Source organism: Mucilaginibacter sp. NFR10 (assembly GCF_900100445.1).
Classification (GTDB): Bacteria; Bacteroidota; Bacteroidia; order Sphingobacteriales; family Sphingobacteriaceae; genus Mucilaginibacter; species Mucilaginibacter rubeus.
Window position 1 is genome coordinate 285,668 of the sequence record NZ_FMTV01000001.1, and the last position, 16,986, is coordinate 302,653.

The following is a 16,986-nucleotide window of genomic DNA, read 5'->3' on the forward strand; positions in this document are numbered from 1 at the left end:
ATGGCAGTACATATTTTAGGCATAAGGCACCACGGGCCGGGTTCGGCGCGTAACGTGAAAGCTTTTCTGGAAACGGTTAGGCCCGATATTGTTTTGGTTGAGGGGCCACCGGAAGCTGATGCCATGCTGCAATGGGTAAGCAACGAAGGTTTGAAACCACCTGTAGCGCTGCTTTGCTATCAGCCGGATGACCCGCAACGCTCGGTGTTTTATCCCTTTGCCGATTTCTCGCCCGAATGGCAGGCAATTCTTTATGCCCGCAGGCAAAATATCCATGTGCGTTTTATGGATCTCCCTGCCGGTAACCAGATGCTTGTTGAAAAGGAGCAAAAGGTTGTTGAACAACAACAAGATCCGGATACAGTTCACATCAATAGCGAGGGACAAAGCCTTGAGCAACTCTATAAAAGTCCGATAAGTTACCTGGCAGATGCTGCCGGCTTTGCCGACGATGAAAAATGGTGGGAGCATACGTTTGAGTACCGCGATAATAACGATGAGGTTTTTGATGCGGTATCTGAAGCTATGCAGGCACTTCGCGAGAGTTTTCCCAAAAAGGACAAAAAGCTTGAACAGATGCGCGAAGCATACATGCGTCGCACTATCCGCCAGGCCGAAAAGAAGATGTTTCATACCATAGCCGTAATTTGTGGAGCATGGCACGCACCAGCTTTACAGGGAAAATCATCGCAAAAAGATGATAACGAAATACTGAAGGGGCTTCCAAAAGTAAAAACAGAGTGCACCTGGATTCCATGGACTTTTAACCGTTTAAGCTTCCGTAGCGGTTACGGTGCCGGTATCAATTCGCCGGGGTGGTACAACCACATCTGGAACCATCCGCTTGATGATGGTACCTTGTGGATGGCCAAGGTGGCACAACTTTTCCGTAAGCAGCAGATGGATACCTCCGTTGCCCATATTATTGAAGCGGTAAGGTTGGCCGGTGCGCTCGCTTCACTGCGGGGTTTGCCCAAAGTAGGGTTAGAGGAACTGAATGAGGCCACGCTGAGCGTGCTTTGTAACGGCGAGAGCATTTTGCTAAAACTGGTACACGACGAATTAATAGTTGGCCACCAGATAGGCGAGGTGCCGGTTGAGATTCCCAAACCGCCGCTGCAACTCGATATCGAAAAACAACAAAAGAAATTAAGGCTGCCCGCAACAGCCGATTACAAAGATTATACACTCGACCTGAGGAAAGATACCGACCTGGAGCGGAGTATCTTCCTGCACCGCCTGCAATTATTGGGCATTAATTGGGGCAGGCAGCAATACACCAGCGGTAAGGGTACTTTTAAAGAGCAATGGCGCCTGCAATGGGACCCCGGCTATTCGGTGGAGATTATTGAACGCGGCAATTTGGGCAACACTGTAGCTGAAGCGGCCGCGAATAGCGTCCTCAACCAGGCAAAAGAAGCAAAGGAACTGAAAGTTATAGGCGATCTGCTTGAAAAAACGATTCCGGCAGAATTGCCGGGAGCCATTGAAGCGTTGATCAGTCAGCTTAATAATCTGGCTGCGGCCTCTGCCGACGTTATCGAACTGATGGAAGTAGTGCCCGGCCTGATAACCGTGGCAAGATATGGCAATGTACGCAAAACAGATGCCGAATTGGTGATCAGCATTATCAATAGCATTATTACCCGCGTTTGTATCAGTTTGCCCAATGCCTGTATCGCTATTGATGAAGATGCCTCTCAAAAGCTGCTGGAACTGTTTTTTAAACTGAACGATGGCATTAACCTATTGCAGGATACGGGCATAATTAACATGTGGCAGCAAACGCTGTTGACTATAGCAGCTAATAAAAACACCTCGGCGGTTATAGGAGGATATAGTACCCGTTTGCTGCATGACGCCCGTAAATTGGAGGGCGACCAACTGATGCAGTATTTCAGTTTTGCTATGTCATCGGCCACGGCCCCGGTCATCGCCGCAGCCTGGCTCGAAGGCTTTTTGAAAGGCAGCGGTACTTTATTGTTGCTTGATCAGGACCTTTGGCAAGTGATCGACAATTGGGTAGCCAGTCTTGCCGGTGAGGTTTTTATGCAAGTGCTGCCTTTACTGCGCCGCACCTTTGCCAATTTTACCAATCCTGAAAGGAGAAAGCTTGGCGAAAAGGCCAGATCCGGCGGTGGGACGGGGCATCAGCATACAAACATCAGCGCTAATTTTGATGTCGAAAGAGCTAAGCAAGGTTTGCCGGTTATTATGCAATTATTGGGTTTAACCATAAATATTAACGACACAAATGGAAATTGAACCGGAGCACCTGCGCAAATGGCGGTTAATACTGGGCGGTAATCAAAATGAAGGCACCGGATTTAGCCTCGATGATGCCGACCTTAAAGTTGACCGCACACTTGAAGCTTTATATGACAGCGACAGAACCGGAGGCCTCGGTGTATCATCACCGAATGTAAGCCGTTGGCTGGGGGATATCCGTACCTTCTTCCCATCAAGCGTAGTACAGGTAATGCAGCAGGATGCATTAAAGCGCCTGAACCTGACCCAAATGCTGTTTGAAAAGGAGATGTTGGAAAATGTAGAGCCAGATGTTCACCTGGTAGCAACTTTGATGACATTGAGCCGCGTTATTCCCGATAAAACAAAAGATACCGCCAGGCAGGTAGTACGTAAAGTTGTTGACCAACTGGTAAAAAAGTTAGCCGAGCCCACGCGCCAGGCCATAACCGGTAGTTTAAATCGTAGTACCCGCAATACAAGGCCGCGGCATAATGAAATAAACTGGGGGGCAACTATTCTTAAAAACCTTAAGCATTATCAACCCGAATATCAAACCATTATTCCCGAAACAAGGATTGGTTACGGTCGTAAGCGCTCATCATTAAAGGATGTGATCCTCTGTCTTGACCAAAGCGGATCGATGGGATCATCAGTGGTTTATTCGGGGATTTTTGGAAGCGTTATGGCTTCTATCCCAGCCATAAAAACTAAAATGGTGGTTTTTGATACGGCTGTAGCCGATTTAACCGAAGAGTTAACCGACCCGGTTGAGTTATTATTCAGCGTGCAATTAGGTGGTGGCACGGATATCAATGCAGCTTTAACATATTGCCAGCAGATAGCTCCCCGGCCCACGGATACCGTGTTGGTGCTCATTACCGATCTTTACGAAGGAGGTAACGTTGCCGAAATGCGCCGTCGTGCGGTAGAACTGGTTGCGGCAGGTGTGCAATTGGTAGTATTGCTTGCTTTAAGCGATGACGGCTCTCCATCGTATGATCATGGCAATGCACAGTTCCTGGCCGATATGGGGGTGCCCGTTTTTGCCTGCACACCCGATAAATTTCCCGATCTGATGGCCGCCGCGCTCACTAAACAGGATATTGGTATGTGGGCGGCCAGGGAAGACCTTATTATAAAAAAGTAAAGGATTGGCGATTTTACCGATAACCCACCCACCTATACGCTCGATACTTTATCAAAAGTATTACGGTTAGGCAGGCTGGAACAATTTTATAGTTTGATAGATGCTGTTTGCTTACCAGCTAAACTTTAAAAGAGCCACCCCTTGCCTTGGTAACAATACAGTGGCACCTGCCAGCCCTGATTTAGCCTGCAGCGTAACCTGTTTGCCAAACTGTTGTAATTGCCCTGCTTTTTCAAGTTCCTTAATTTGCGCAGCTGTAGGTTTTTGCGGTGAACCCATCTTTTTCCACACTTCGTAGGCATTGCTATGCTCTTCATCAATGCGGTATTGAGTTAGTTTTACAAAGGTGGGAGGTAGGTTTTCTATCCTGATCTTTACGGTTTTCCCTGCATCGTGCAGGTCATCATCATGATAGTTCCACAGCAATACGGTCATTTCTTTTTTATCTGCGGCTGCCAAAGCACCGATATCTGTATTATTTCCCCTGATGCTTGAATCGGCCACGGTTTTAAGCGAATACATCTGGTCGCCGGTTACTTTCAGGCGTTTGCCTTTCATCATGCCCAGCATCCGGAAAATGTTAAGTACCGGCTTATCAACTCCGTTTGTAGCCAAATCGCGGAACCCATAAAACCAGGGCTGGTTTTCAAACTCGAACGACCATGATACGGAGCCCATGAAGTTTACACCTAATGAGTCGGCCAGTTGATACTCGCGGGCAATAGAAGCCGCCGTATAGCTCGAATACATGGTGCCGTTACGATAGGCATTTGACGGATTGGTAGCCATACCGCAGGCCGCGCAACCTTCCGGATCCGATTCGCCTATTACTATCGGGGTGTTTTTAGTTTCGGGATATGATGCTACAATTTTAAAGCCTTCTCTGATATCGCGGATCTGCGGGGCCATGTTCATGCGCACCCGCCCATTGATCAGCGTTGGCTGCCCTTTAGCATGGAAAGAGATCACATCAATAGGTGAACCTATTTTGCCTGTTGCGTAATTGGTATCAGCAATACAATGTTTAATAAATGCGTTCAGGAATTTCATTCCGGCAGGGCTCGAGCCGCCTGCAACTTCCGGTCCGCCCACGTGCGCGGTAGGCAGGGCGCGTTTTACACCATGGGCAGCATAATCGTATAGTTTAAAGAACTCTTTCATAGTACCTTTCCAGTAGCCTATGTTTGGTTCGTTCCACACTTCCCAGTACCAGCTTTCAACCTCGGCCTGGCCGTAGCGCTGTACACAATGCTTTACCCATTGATAAATAAGCTCTTCCCATTTATTGTAATCTTTGGGAGGATAAGCCCAGCCGGTATAAACATCATCATAGTTATCGCCGGGTTTCCAGTAATGGCGATAAGGTTTGGGGTGGGTTGACAAGGCCTCGGGCATAAAACCTATCTGGGCATAAGGTTTCATACCCAGTTTAACGTAAGTGTCAAATATGCTGTCAACCAGGTGCCAGTTATAAATAGGTTTGCCGCTGGCATCCTCAGTATAGGCATTGGTTGATCCCCACTTTAACGCGGCTGTACCATCGCCGGTGGTAAGCAGGTTGTGCACACGCATGCGTACCGGTACCGGGCTCAAAGCGGCCAACTCCGACAATAGTTTACGGCCATCCTTCATGTAGGTATAGTTAGGCTCGTCGTGACCAAACCATGCCCAAAAGGGGTACATATCGCCAATTTTATCATTTAGGCTGATGGCGATATTGGCCTGGTTCTGGGCAAAAATACGGCCGCTGATAAATAATAAAAGGAAGGAGATAAGTTTGATGGTCTTCATTCAGGTAGTTTGGTGATTTATAAGGAGTACAGATCAAACATAGGTAATTTTATTTATTGTAAAAAGAACAATTAAAATAAGGGGCTGGCCTTTCAATCAATTTTAAATCACATACAACATATTGAATATTATTTACGTTAACAGCGTGTTAATTTATTGTTTACGCGCTTCAGAAATTCTACAGAATTAAATTGTATAATTGTGCTTACCAGCGCTTAATAAGGGGGATTCTTTGCAAAAGTTTAGGTTTTATTTTATTTCGATGCTATTGGCAGCATCATCTTCGCTGCCTGTTTATGCCCAGGTTAAGGATACATTACAAAAAGTTGCCGTAAAGAAGGATTCCTTGCAGAAAGACTCTGCAAGGAATATCCTGACATTGCCCGATACGGTTAAACACCTTCAAAGTAAGTTTCCGTCATACATACCACCGGCGGCTTTTATCACTTATGGCCTGCTATCGTTTAAAGTAGGATTTATACGTAATATTGATTATCGCGTACGGAATGATATGAACAAGGATCATCCCGGCTTCCATACCAAGGTTGATAACTACATGCAATACGCGCCTATCGTGTCTGTTTATGCGCTTAACCTGGCTGGTGTTCATGGTAAAAATACATTTATCGACCGTACTATGCTGCTCGTGCTTTCCGAAGCCATATTTGCCGGTACCACTTTTGGCTTAAAACGTGTTACCCACCGTGAGCGGCCCGATGGCTCTGATAAGTTTTCGTTCCCTTCAGGCCATACCGGTAACGCCTTTGTTTCTGCCGAGTTTATGGCGCAGGAGTACGGCGACCGCTCGCCCATATACGGCGGCGTTGGTTATGGCTTTGCTACCACTACAGCTATTTTGCGTGTATATAACAACAAGCATTGGTTTAGCGACATCATAGCAGGAGCCGGTTTTGGGATCTTATCAACAAAAGCGGCTTATTACCTGTACCCGCTTATCCGTAATGGCATATTCCGTGGGGGGAATGAGAAAGGAAAAAACAACAACTCCTTATTGTTGCCAACTTACCAGGACGGAAGGGTTGGATTAACTTTCGCCAAGAGTTTTTAAACGACTGATCTTATATTTATAATGTACAACCACCTTAGTATTAGGGTGGTTGTTTTGTTTTAGAGTTTTTTTTTAATAAAAAATAACTTAGCTATTGCAACGTACGTTTTTGATACGTACCTTTGGTTTATGAGTTTGTTTAAAAAGGATATTACTGCTGATTTAACGCCAACCAAAACAGAAATGGACGTTTTGCGGGTGTTGTGGCAGCATGGCCCGTCGACGGTGAGGTTTGTGCATGATAAGCTTAATGAACAAAAGGAAGCGGTAATTTACACCAGTACCCTTAAGCTGATGCAGGTAATGAAAGAGAAGGGGATGCTTGAACGTGACGAAACCAATATGAAGCACATTTACAGCGCCGCAGTTGAAGAAGACAAGGTGAAAGGGAACATGCTTGGGCGCTTTGTTGATTCGATGTATAATGGTTCGCCGAGCGATTTGATGGTAGCCCTGTTGGGTAACGACAAAACATCGGCCGAAGAACTCAGAAAAATAAAAGAGCTGCTCAAAAAAATGGACGATCAATAATTAAACTTTACAGATATGTACCTGCTCCTTAATACCAACACCATTTCCCACAGCCTGATACAGGCTTTTAGCTGGATGCTGATCCATTCGCTATGGCAAGGGATGTTGCTGGCGGTTATCAGCGCGGCGGTGATGTTCTTCACCAAAAAAGCAAGCGCGGCAGTAAGGTACAACCTGGTACTTGTACAGTTTTTATTATTTGTTGGGGCCTGCCTGTTCACTTTTACCTGGGAGTGGAGCAAGCATCCGCAGCAAAATATGGTACAGTTTGGTGATGCGATGGGCGGCAGGGCATCAGCTTTATTGAGCCTTAATGCTAATGAGATCCGGGTTTTTGCCAGTACCTGTATCGGTTATTTTACAGCCAACGCGCCAATGGTTGTGCTGCTGTGGTTTGTGTTTTTCCTGTTCCGGTCGGTACGGATGATGCGCGGGCTCATGTTTGTCCATACCGCAAAACACAGGCTGGTGTCCGAGCCTGTTGGCTATTGGAAAAACAGGGTGGAACTGCTTTGCAAAAAGCTGCAGCTGAAACGGGCAGTTAAACTACTTGAATCAGGATACGTGAAAATGCCTATGGTTATCGGGCACCTGAAGCCGGTGATCCTGATTCCTGCAGGCTTATTGGCTGGGCTGCCGTCCGAGCAGGTGGAGGCTGTACTGTTGCATGAACTGGCGCACATTCGCAGGCATGATTATTTCGTTAACTTTTTACAAACCATTGCCGAAACCGTATTTTTCTTTAATCCCGGCTTATTGTGGATCTCGTCCCTGATTAGGGATGAGCGGGAAAATTGCTGCGATGATATCGCCCTCGCCCAAACAAAAAACAAACGCGATTTTATTCAGGCATTGATCAGCTTTAAAGAACATTCGCTTTACGGTGCAAATTATGCGGTTGCATTCCCCGGTAAAAAGAACCAGCTATTGCACAGGGTAAGCCGCATCCTGGGTAATAGAAACAAAACGGTAACCTGCGGCGAAAAGGTGTTTTTGATAAGCGGCGCTATTATCCTTTCGGCTATAATAGCAACCGCAGCCTTTGCACAGATCAGGAAAGTGAATTATCCTGAAAGCAGAAATAATCATACATATAAACAGGAACAACGCGTAACATCATTTGCCGATACCCAATCTGCAGCGATTGTTAGGCAAGGAGATAAGCCGAAACATTTAAAACATAAATATCTTGTCGCTGCCCGGAAACCCGTTCATGCAAATGGAAACCCAGTTATGGCTAATGATGAACCCGTGTCTCCGCAAGAGCAGCTTGAGAGCGACGCTTTAGCAGCAAAGCAGCGGGCCGAACAGGATAATCAGCAGTCGGTAAATAATAAAGCCGGACTTAACCCCGAACAGGAACAAGCTCGCCGTGCACAGGATCAGGCCAAACGTGACCTGGAGCAGGCGCGGCGCGATCAGGAACAAGCCATGCGTGATCAGGTGCAGGCTAAACTTGACCAGGAACAGGCCGAAAGAGATCAGGCACAAGCAAAGCGCGATCAGGAGCAGGCAAAACGTGATCAGGCACAGGCAAATAAACTAAAGACAGAACCGATAAAAAGTAAAACAAGCGTTCAGGATTAGGTAAAACCTTTCTTATTTAGTCTGTAAAGCAGGGATACATACTGCTTTATAAGCTATAGTAATCAGTCATTTCAATAATCAATTTTAAACTGCCAAATGGGCGGAATGGAAAACTATTGCCCAATTTTTAACCTTTAAATCAACAGAAAAATGAAAACAAATTATTTAAGAAGTGCCCTGTTGCTGATAGCGGCAACGGCATTAACAACTGCTGCAAACGCTCAGAAACCGGGAAAGAAAACGGCCTTAAACTCTTATAACAATTACGATACTTTTGACGGCAAGGGGCGCGAACGTATCCAAACCGACTGGAACGGAAAGACTTACCAAATGGAATTGGCAAACAACAAGCTGGTGGCTTTGGCTGTTGACGGCGAAATTATCCCGTCGACCAAATGGGGTGAATACAGCACAGTTATAGCTGCCATTCGTGAGCAGATCAGGAAGGACAGGATCCAGGCAAAAAAAGATCAGGCCCAAGCTAAACGGGATCAGGAGCAAGCCGGTCGTGATCAGCAGCAGGCTAAACGCGATCAGGAACAGGCAGAGCGAGATCAGCGACAAGCAAAAGTTGAACAGGAAGATGCCGCGCGCGACCAGCAACAAGCCAAACGCGATCAGGAGCAGGCATCTAAGGATCAGGTACAGGCTAAACGCGACCAGGAGCAGGCTTCCCGCGATCAGGAGCAAGCCAAACGTGATCAGGAACAGGCCAGCCGAGATCAGGTACAAGCTAAACACGACCAGGAACAGGCGCACTTAGATCAGATTCAGGCCAAAAAAGATCAGGAACGCGCCGCCGAAGATCAACGACTGCTAAAACAGATGACAGGTGATTTAGTAGCTGATCATATTATTCCTAATGAAGATGCCCTGCGTGAACTTTCAATGAATGGCGAAGAAATGATCGTAAACGGAGTGAAGCAACCTGAGAGTGTATTTAAGAAATACAGTGCAAAATATCCGCGCTTTGCCCAAGGCAATACCAGTTATGAAAATGGCAAACGGCAGTTTAACGGCTTGCATATTCATAGGAATTAAGTATAATGCAGATGCTATAACTTTAAAATTGTTAAAGGCAAACAAGGCGTCATTGCTGCGAGGTACAAAGCAATGACGCCTTTATATTAAATGCGTTAGTTAAGTTATTAAAGAGTAAAGCTAAGTCAGCTCGCCAGTTACTTTTTCAAATTCCTCGCCCTCAGTTTACTCAAAAACTCGGGCGAGATCCCCAAATACGAGGCTATATAATGCTGTGGCACCCTTTGCGGGATGCTGGGGTAGCGATTAATAAACTCCAGGTATTTTTCCATAGCGGTAGTGGAGATGGTTTTAAACAATCGCTTTTGAACCACGGTAAGGTGCCTTTGCAGCATTAGCCTGAACATGCGTTCCAGTTTGGGAACTTCGTTAAGCAGCTTTTCTTTTGAGTCGTGGGTAAGGATGAGCAGTTCGCAATCTTCCAATGTTTCAATATTCATGTGGGCAGGGCTTTGATCCTGGAAGCTGGCCAGATCGCTTACCCACCAGTCTTCAACCGCGAATTGCAGGGTCACTTCTGCGCCGTTTTCGTCGATGATATACTCGCGGATGCAGCCTTTGTTTACGTAGGCTTCAAAATTGCAGATGTTGCCGGCAGTAAGCAGGCGGGTTTTTTTAGGGATTTTCCGATATTCCAATATCTCATTAAAAAGGGCTGTTTCCTCTGCAGTTAAACTAACCGACCGAGCCGCATAATTATTGATATTTTGAAACATGGCTCAAATATAAGCGCGATTAGGGTTACACCCGCAAACATCAGACCGCTAAATAATTTCATTTCTTGTCCCAGTTCAATGGATTTTTAAGATAGATAAGTCAATTTTGCCTCATACAATTCTTATTGATCAAATATGACTTATCTACCTGATGCAAACCGTTACCAGGATATGGAGTACCGCCGTTGCGGTAACAGTGGTTTAAAACTGCCGGCGGTATCGCTTGGCTTATGGCATAACTTCGGTGGTATCGACAGCCTGGAGAACGCCCGCAATATTTTACGTTTAGCCTTTGATAAAGGCATTACCCATTTTGACCTGGCCAACAACTACGGCCCGCCGCCGGGCTCGGCCGAGGAAAGTTTTGGCCGTATTTTTAAAGATGATTTTAAAAACTACCGCGACGAGCTTATCATTTCAAGCAAAGCCGGATGGGGTATGTGGGAAGGCCCGTATGGCGACTGGGGCTCAAAAAAATATTTGGTAGCCAGTTTAGATCAAAGCCTTAAACGTATGGGGCTTGATTATGTAGATATTTTCTATCATCACCGTCCTGACCCTGAAACTCCCATCGAAGAAACTATGGGCGCGTTGGATCTGATAGTACGCCAGGGCAAAGCTTTATATGTTGGGATCTCAAGCTATAGCGCTTCTGAAACAGAAAAAGCCATCGCGGTGTTGAAAGAACTTGGTACACCTTGCCTCATCCATCAGCCTAAATATTCCATGTTCGACAGGTGGGTTGAAGGTGGTTTGCTTGATGTGCTGGAAGATAAAGGTGTTGGCTGTATTCCATTTTCGCCACTGGCCCAGGGTTTATTAACCAATAAATACCTGAAAGGTATCCCCGAAGGCTCGCGGGCTGCAGCTCATCGTGGTAATGGTGCTATTGATGAAGATGCTATAACCGAACAAAATATAGCCAAAGCAGCAAAGCTGAATGAAATTGCATTGCAGCGTGGTCAAAACCTGGCGCAAATGGCATTATCATGGATTTTGAAAGATAAACGCATTACCTCGGTATTGATTGGTGCAAGCAAGCCCGAACAGGTAACTGATTCTATCGGTTGTTTAGCCAATATTTCATTTAGCGATGAGGAGTTGAAGTTGATCAATAATATATTGGCGTATTAGTGTCAAGTTCTGAGCCTTAAGTCTTCAGTTAAAAGTACAGAAAAGAAAAGCCTGACTAAAGACTTATAGCTAAAAAACGCAGGCCCCGCCGAAAGCCGGGGCTTTTTTGTTGTAAGTTTTTGCAAAATCTATTCCGGCTTTATATTAATTATTGTTTAAATGACACTTTATTTATAGGTTAATATGCCTTGAAAGAGCGAGAAGATTAACTAATTTTAAAGTTGAATTCTTAACAGATGCTTCCGTTAGTTATCTTTTGTAGAATAATTTAGGAGGGTGTTTTTTGGGTATTTGATTTTTTACTAAAAATATTTTAATTGTTTTTTGAACAATTAAAATAAATATTATACCTTAGATTTTCATTAGCGTGATAACCTCGCTTTAATGAAGCCAATTATATTAATTTAAACCATACTTAACCCGTACCGGGTTTTGATATAAGTAATTACAACCGATAAGGAGATGCTGGACACCGAGATTAGGTACTTGCTTAATGATATTGCTTTAAACAGCAGCAGGGCTTCCTTTAAAAGGCTGTACTTATTTTACTATGGTAAATTGTTTAGCCTCGCAAAATCGCTGGTTAAACAGGATGAACTGGCTGAAGAGATCACCAACGACGTTTTTATGAATCTGTGGACACGCCGTGCCTCACTGCCTGAAATCAATAACTTTACTTATTACTGCTACACATCGGTTAAAAACAAATCACTTACCTGCCTCGCCAAAAATCAGCTAAAAAGTGTGAATATTGATGATGTACATGCAGATGTTGCCGATTCAAGTGCAACAGGGGAGGATAAGCTGGTTTGCGAGGACCTTACCAAACTGATCAATACTACATTGAGCAAACTATCCGATCAATGCCGCCTTGTTTTTAAGCTGATAAAGGAAGACGGCCTGAAATACCGCGAAGTAGCCGATTTACTCGATATCTCCATTAAAACTGTTGAATACCACATGGGCAACGCCCTGAAAATGCTTGTGCTGGGGCTAAAGGATGCCCAAAAATTGCCCGCTGCAGTTAGTCCCGAAAAAATTTCGAAAAATATTTAATTCTCCACTGGGGTATCCCGATTATTTACAGTCTTTACATATAGAGCCGTAAATAATGATTAATAACATCTGGATACTTATTGGTAAAAAGTTAAATGGTGAAGCTTCGCCCGAAGAGTTACTTGAACTTGAGCAACTGTTACAGCAACAGGTGGATGTCGTTATGTACCCGATGGATAAGCTGGAGGAGATTTGGAAAAACGACCAGCAAATTGCCGAGGATGAAAAACTGCTAAGCAAGTGGGCTGCTTTTGACGCCGAACTTGATGCTGTTGAAGAAAAGGAAGCTGAAGAGGCTGCGCAGGTTATCGCTGTTCAAACCAAAAAGAAAAAAGCCAGGATCATTAAACTGGGCTCATTGCTGGCCGCGGCCTGTTTAATGTTGGGTGTTTTCTGGTTTACCCGTAAAGAAACCATGGTGCCGGGAAAGTCCAACGAAATAACTGCTCCTAAAAACGGGATCAGTAAAATTCAATTGCCCGATGGCAGCCGTGTTTGGCTCAATATGGGCAGCAAGCTTACTTATAATAATGATTTTGGTACCGAGGAAAGAAAAGTATCCCTGGTAGGTGAGGCTTTTTTTGATGTTGTTAAAGATCCGCAGCACCCTTTTGTAGTTACTACCACAACCATCAGCATCAGGGTATTAGGTACTAAATTCAATGTGCGTTCATATAATAATGATAAAACATCCGAAGCCGCACTCATTCGCGGTAAAATTGAACTTACCGTTTTAAAAAATCCCGAAAAAAAGATCATCCTTAACCCATCAGAAAAAATTACGGTGATCAACAACCAGGAACTACAACTTAAAAGTAATACCCCAACGTATAAGATAGCTGAAGAAACTCCGCTTATAGCACTGAGCCGTATCCACCAGGCCAAAAAGGACACTTTGCCATCAGAAGCCTTATGGCTTGAAAATAAACTGGCCTTTGACGCTGAAGACTTTGAAAACATCGCCCAAAAAATGGAGCGCAGATATAATGTGAACATCGTTTTTGAAAATGAGGATGTAAAAAAACTGCGCTTTACGGGGAAATTTCAAAAAGAATCGATTAACAAGGCTTTATTGAGCCTGCAGAAAACGGCGGCGTTTCGTTATAAAATTGACACTAACCAAATTGTAATTTATTAATTAATAAACCTTTATGAAAGAGCCTATGCGTAAATGAGTATCAAATCTGAAACCATAAAAAATGGGAAGATGTTCCCGCATCCCCCCATTATAATGTGGTACAAGTTAACTACCAGTCCTTCTATAAACCAAATAGTTAAAATAACCTTAATGCTAAATTATGAAAAAAAATGCACACCGCATTAACCCATTGCGGCTGAACCAATTTTTGAAAGTACTTCTTATGTTTAAATTTATCTGTATCCTGGTACTCGCCTCCTCGTTGCAGGCGTTTTCAAAGGGATATGGTCAGACCCGCATCAATGTTAATTTCCAAAACATGCCCCTGAAAAAGGCGTTAAAGGAAATCGAAAAAAAGTCTGACTATCGCTTTTTGTATAACGACGATATGTTGTTGAAAAACGATATGCCCGCCAGTTTAAATACAAAAGATGCATCGCTTGAAGAGGTGATGAAAATTGTACTTAACAATACCAACCTGAGTTATACGCTGGGTGATAATAACCTGGTTATACTTACAGAAAAGGGAAAGGCAATGGCCCCGGGCACTGTGAGCGGTAAAGTGACCGACGAGGCCGACCTGCCCATGCCTGGTGTTACCGTAAGGATAAAGGGCGCCAATGTAAGCGCCCAAACCGATTTGCAGGGGCGTTATACCTTAAATATTCCCGATAATAATACAGGTGGTGTAGTACTTGTTTTTTCGTTTGTTGGCTATGTGTCGCAGGAAATAACAGTTACCGGCAACTCGTTGATCAATGTACAGTTAAAAGCAGCATCCAACTCTTTAAACGAAGTAATAGTGGTTGGATACGGCACACAGAAAAAGGAAAACCTTACAGGTTCTGTTGCTGTAGTAAATCTTAAGGATGCCAATAAACGTGTAACACCTGACGTTGCCAGAGCTTTACAAGGCCAGGTTGCAGGTGTACAGGTAAATGGTTCGGGTGTACCGGGCGAAGGCGTTTCTATCCGGATCCGCGGTGTAAGCTCATTAAATAGCAATAACCCGTTGTTTATAATTGACGGTGTGCCAACATTTGAGCCTTTTGACTTCCCGAATACTGATATTGAAAGTTTGCAAGTGATTAAAGATGCATCTGCGGGCGCAATTTATGGGTTTCGTGGTGCTAATGGTGTAGTTATCATTACCACCAAACGGGGCAAAAATGGCCCGATGAAGATCAACTACAACGGTTATGCAGGCTTTCAGAAAAACCCTAAAACGTTATCCGTTACTGATAGGGTAGGTTACCAGAAAATTGTCAATGCCGCTGAAACCAACGCGGGTTTATCTTTAGCGCCGGGTAATGACCCATCATCGAGCAAATTTATTAGTAATGTAAATACCGACTGGCAAAAGTCAGGTTTCAGAACCGGCTATACGCAAAGCCATGACCTTGGTTTATCAGGCGGTAATGATAATATGAGCTATAACGTTGCTTTTGATTATTTTAACCAAACCGGTACAACCGTATCAGGCCCTTCATATACCCGGTATAACCTAAGCGGCAATATTCAAGGCAAAAAAGGTATCGTATCTTTCGGTACTAAGTTTGCCTATACCGAAGGTGATTATAATAACCTGGCATATCCGCATCTGCACGGTACAGGTAACCAGATAGTTGACCTGGTTACCGCTATCCCAACCATGCCTATTTATGATCCTAACCGCGTTGGCGGCTACGGGGGCGTTGATCAAAATACGCAAAGGGCTATCTCGCTTAATATTATAGGTGTCAATAATTTATTGAACAGCACAGGCCAGCGTAACCGTATGATGGCATCGGCCTGGATGGAGGTAGATATACTTAAGAACCTAAAATACCGCATCAGCGGAAGTTACGATCGCAACGATTTTAGAAACACTTATTTTGATCCTATTTATGATTTGGGCTGGTTTTATCCTAATACAACTGCTTATTACAGTGATGCCAGGGGCAACTATTATACCCAATTGATAGAAAACACGCTGAGCTATAAACTGAATGTTAAAAAGCATAATTTTGAGATTTTGGCAGGTACCGCGTATCAGAAAAATGCTACCAGCAATTTAACAGGTGTAGCATTAAACTTGCCCCAGCCTTATTTATTCTCACTTGACAACGTAAGTAACCCGGCTAATAAAACAGCTTACAGCAACAGCTTTATTACCAAATTTTATTCGCCGATATTTGCACGTATCAATTACAATTATGATGACAGGTATCTGTTAACCTTTAACTATAGGCGAGACGGTAGCTCCCAACTTACTCAACAGCATCGTTATGGGAATTTTCCGGGAGCATCAATCGGTTGGAACATCAATAAAGAAAAATTTATACACCTGCCAGAGGCTATTACGCAGTTAAAACTTAAAGCCGGGTACGGAATATTGGGTAACATAAACGCTTTATCTAATCCATATCCTTACCAAACCATTGTAAATGGAAATGCAAGCTATGTGTTTGGTAATACACTTGCTACAGGAACAACCCAAACCCAGGTGTTTGACCAAACCAATAAATGGGAAGGTAAAAAAACAACCAACATCGGCCTTGATTTAAGCTTGTTTCATGACCAGCTTGCATTTTCATCAGAATATTATATCAATAAAATTACCGGTGTATTGTTAGGGGTGCCTATTCCGCCTTCGGTAGGGGCAATTAATACGCCGCTGGTTAATGCTGCCTCTTTTACCAATAAAGGTATCGAGTTTACGGTAACTTATCGCAGCAGGGATACCGGTCCGTTCAATTACACCATTAGCGCAAATGCTTCAACCGTTAAGAATAAGGTGACATCATTAGGCAATGGCGGTAACCCGATATATGGTGCGTACAGCAAAACAGCAGTAGGCGGCGAAGTTGGTGAGCTATATGCTTTTAAAACCGAAGGCATTTTTAAAAATGCTGCCGAAGTGGCCGCCCATGCTACTCAAACAGGTGCCGCTCCCGGCGATGTTAAGTTTGTTGATACCGACCATAACGGTATTATCAATGATGATGACCGTGTTTATCTGGGCTCTGCAATTCCAAAACTTTACTATGGATTCAATTTTAGCGCCAACTATAAAAACATTGATGCGTCAATATTTATACAGGGTAATTACGGCAGCAAAATTGCCAATGGTGTTTATCAGGCTTTAATGACCGGTCAGTATGGCAATCAAAGTACTGATGAATTAAATTACTGGACACCATCCAATACCAATACTAATGTGCCAAGGCCAATTATCGGCGATCCGAACGCGAATGGTCGCAATTCGGATAGGTTCATTCAAAGTGCCTCATATGCCCGCCTGCAAACTGCACAATTAGGTTATACGTTGCCTGCTGCTTTATTAAACCGCACACACATATTCAGGAGCGTAAGGGTCTATTTGTCAGGGCAAAATCTTTACACAATAACCAAATACAAAGGTTACGATCCTGATTTTATTAATGATGGTACAATTAACCGCGGTTTTGATTATGGTTCGTTCCCTAATCCGCGCACTTTGCTGGTTGGTTTACAGATAGGCTTATAATTATTGATAAACATTAAA

General features: G+C 44.0%; 12 protein-coding genes. 10 read left to right on the forward strand and 2 right to left on the reverse strand.

The features are described 5' to 3' along the window. Together BLP33_RS01310 and BLP33_RS01315 are read left to right on the forward strand one after the other, a co-directional pair. The gene (locus tag BLP33_RS01310; RefSeq protein ID WP_090524043.1) at positions 1 to 2,265 is read left to right on the forward strand and encodes a DUF5682 family protein; all 2,265 of its coding nucleotides are present in this window, start codon (positions 1 to 3) and stop codon (positions 2,263 to 2,265) included. Beyond that, positions 2,255 to 3,397, forward strand: a complete 1,143-nt coding sequence (locus BLP33_RS01315; RefSeq protein WP_090524046.1) for a VWA domain-containing protein — start codon at positions 2,255 to 2,257, stop codon at positions 3,395 to 3,397. The genes BLP33_RS01310 and BLP33_RS01315 overlap by 11 nt, the downstream gene beginning before the upstream one ends. Positions 3,398 to 3,508: 111 nt before the next feature. Here the strand turns inward: BLP33_RS01315 and BLP33_RS01320 are convergent, their stop codons facing one another. Then, complete coding sequence (locus BLP33_RS01320; protein WP_090524049.1) at positions 3,509 to 5,188, reverse strand: GH39 family glycosyl hydrolase; 1,680 nt, start codon at positions 5,186 to 5,188, stop codon at positions 3,509 to 3,511. A 262-nt stretch (positions 5,189 to 5,450) separates the two neighbouring features. Here BLP33_RS01320 and BLP33_RS01325 point away from each other — a divergent pair, with 262 nt between their 5' ends. From BLP33_RS01325 to BLP33_RS01340, 4 genes are all read left to right on the forward strand, one after another. Further along, the gene (locus BLP33_RS01325; protein ID WP_090524051.1) at positions 5,451 to 6,257 is read left to right on the forward strand and encodes a phosphatase PAP2 family protein; all 807 of its coding nucleotides are present in this window, start codon (positions 5,451 to 5,453) and stop codon (positions 6,255 to 6,257) included. 129 nt (positions 6,258 to 6,386) lie between these two features. Further along, entirely contained in the window at positions 6,387 to 6,788 is a 402-nt protein-coding gene (locus BLP33_RS01330; RefSeq protein WP_090524054.1) for a BlaI/MecI/CopY family transcriptional regulator, read from the forward strand. Positions 6,789 to 6,803: 15 nt separating this feature from the next. Next, entirely contained in the window at positions 6,804 to 8,375 is a 1,572-nt protein-coding gene (locus tag BLP33_RS01335) for a M56 family metallopeptidase (protein ID WP_090524056.1), read from the forward strand. A gap of 150 nt (positions 8,376 to 8,525) precedes the next feature. Continuing rightward, entirely contained in the window at positions 8,526 to 9,416 is an 891-nt protein-coding gene (locus BLP33_RS01340; protein WP_090524058.1) for a hypothetical protein, read from the forward strand. Positions 9,417 to 9,553: 137 nt separating this feature from the next. Here BLP33_RS01340 and BLP33_RS01345 read toward each other — a convergent pair whose 3' ends face one another. After that, on the reverse strand, positions 9,554 to 10,132 hold the full coding sequence (locus BLP33_RS01345) for a Crp/Fnr family transcriptional regulator (protein WP_090524060.1): 579 nt from the start codon (positions 10,130 to 10,132) through the stop codon (positions 9,554 to 9,556). Between the two features lie 135 nt (positions 10,133 to 10,267). Here BLP33_RS01345 and mgrA point away from each other — a divergent pair, with 135 nt between their 5' ends. From mgrA to BLP33_RS01365, 4 genes are all read left to right on the forward strand, one after another. After that, on the forward strand, positions 10,268 to 11,266 hold the full coding sequence (gene mgrA / locus BLP33_RS01350) for an L-glyceraldehyde 3-phosphate reductase (protein ID WP_090524062.1): 999 nt from the start codon (positions 10,268 to 10,270) through the stop codon (positions 11,264 to 11,266). A gap of 462 nt (positions 11,267 to 11,728) precedes the next feature. Beyond that, entirely contained in the window at positions 11,729 to 12,322 is a 594-nt protein-coding gene (locus BLP33_RS01355) for an RNA polymerase sigma-70 factor (protein ID WP_090524064.1), read from the forward strand. Between the two features lie 55 nt (positions 12,323 to 12,377). After that, entirely contained in the window at positions 12,378 to 13,460 is a 1,083-nt protein-coding gene (locus BLP33_RS01360) for a FecR family protein (protein WP_090524066.1), read from the forward strand. A gap of 160 nt (positions 13,461 to 13,620) precedes the next feature. After that, on the forward strand, positions 13,621 to 16,968 hold the full coding sequence (locus BLP33_RS01365) for a TonB-dependent receptor (protein ID WP_090524068.1): 3,348 nt from the start codon (positions 13,621 to 13,623) through the stop codon (positions 16,966 to 16,968). Positions 16,969 to 16,986 lie beyond the last annotated feature (18 nt).

What these genes read in the sequence shown, in the direction of transcription:
- BLP33_RS01310 (WP_090524043.1), top strand. Translation starts at nt 1, where the DNA reads ATGGCAGTACATATTTTAGGCATAAGGCACCACGGGCCGGGTTCGGCG.
- BLP33_RS01315 (WP_090524046.1), top strand. Translation starts at nt 2,255, where the DNA reads ATGGAAATTGAACCGGAGCACCTGCGCAAATGGCGGTTAATACTGGGC.
- BLP33_RS01320 (WP_090524049.1), bottom strand. Translation starts at nt 5,188, where the DNA reads ATGAAGACCATCAAACTTATCTCCTTCCTTTTATTATTTATCAGCGGC.
- BLP33_RS01325 (WP_090524051.1), top strand. Translation starts at nt 5,451, where the DNA reads ATGCTATTGGCAGCATCATCTTCGCTGCCTGTTTATGCCCAGGTTAAG.
- BLP33_RS01330 (WP_090524054.1), top strand. Translation starts at nt 6,387, where the DNA reads ATGAGTTTGTTTAAAAAGGATATTACTGCTGATTTAACGCCAACCAAA.
- BLP33_RS01335 (WP_090524056.1), top strand. Translation starts at nt 6,804, where the DNA reads ATGTACCTGCTCCTTAATACCAACACCATTTCCCACAGCCTGATACAG.
- BLP33_RS01340 (WP_090524058.1), top strand. Translation starts at nt 8,526, where the DNA reads ATGAAAACAAATTATTTAAGAAGTGCCCTGTTGCTGATAGCGGCAACG.
- BLP33_RS01345 (WP_090524060.1), bottom strand. Translation starts at nt 10,132, where the DNA reads ATGTTTCAAAATATCAATAATTATGCGGCTCGGTCGGTTAGTTTAACT.
- mgrA (WP_090524062.1), top strand. Translation starts at nt 10,268, where the DNA reads ATGACTTATCTACCTGATGCAAACCGTTACCAGGATATGGAGTACCGC.
- BLP33_RS01355 (WP_090524064.1), top strand. Translation starts at nt 11,729, where the DNA reads ATGCTGGACACCGAGATTAGGTACTTGCTTAATGATATTGCTTTAAAC.
- BLP33_RS01360 (WP_090524066.1), top strand. Translation starts at nt 12,378, where the DNA reads ATGATTAATAACATCTGGATACTTATTGGTAAAAAGTTAAATGGTGAA.
- BLP33_RS01365 (WP_090524068.1), top strand. Translation starts at nt 13,621, where the DNA reads ATGAAAAAAAATGCACACCGCATTAACCCATTGCGGCTGAACCAATTT.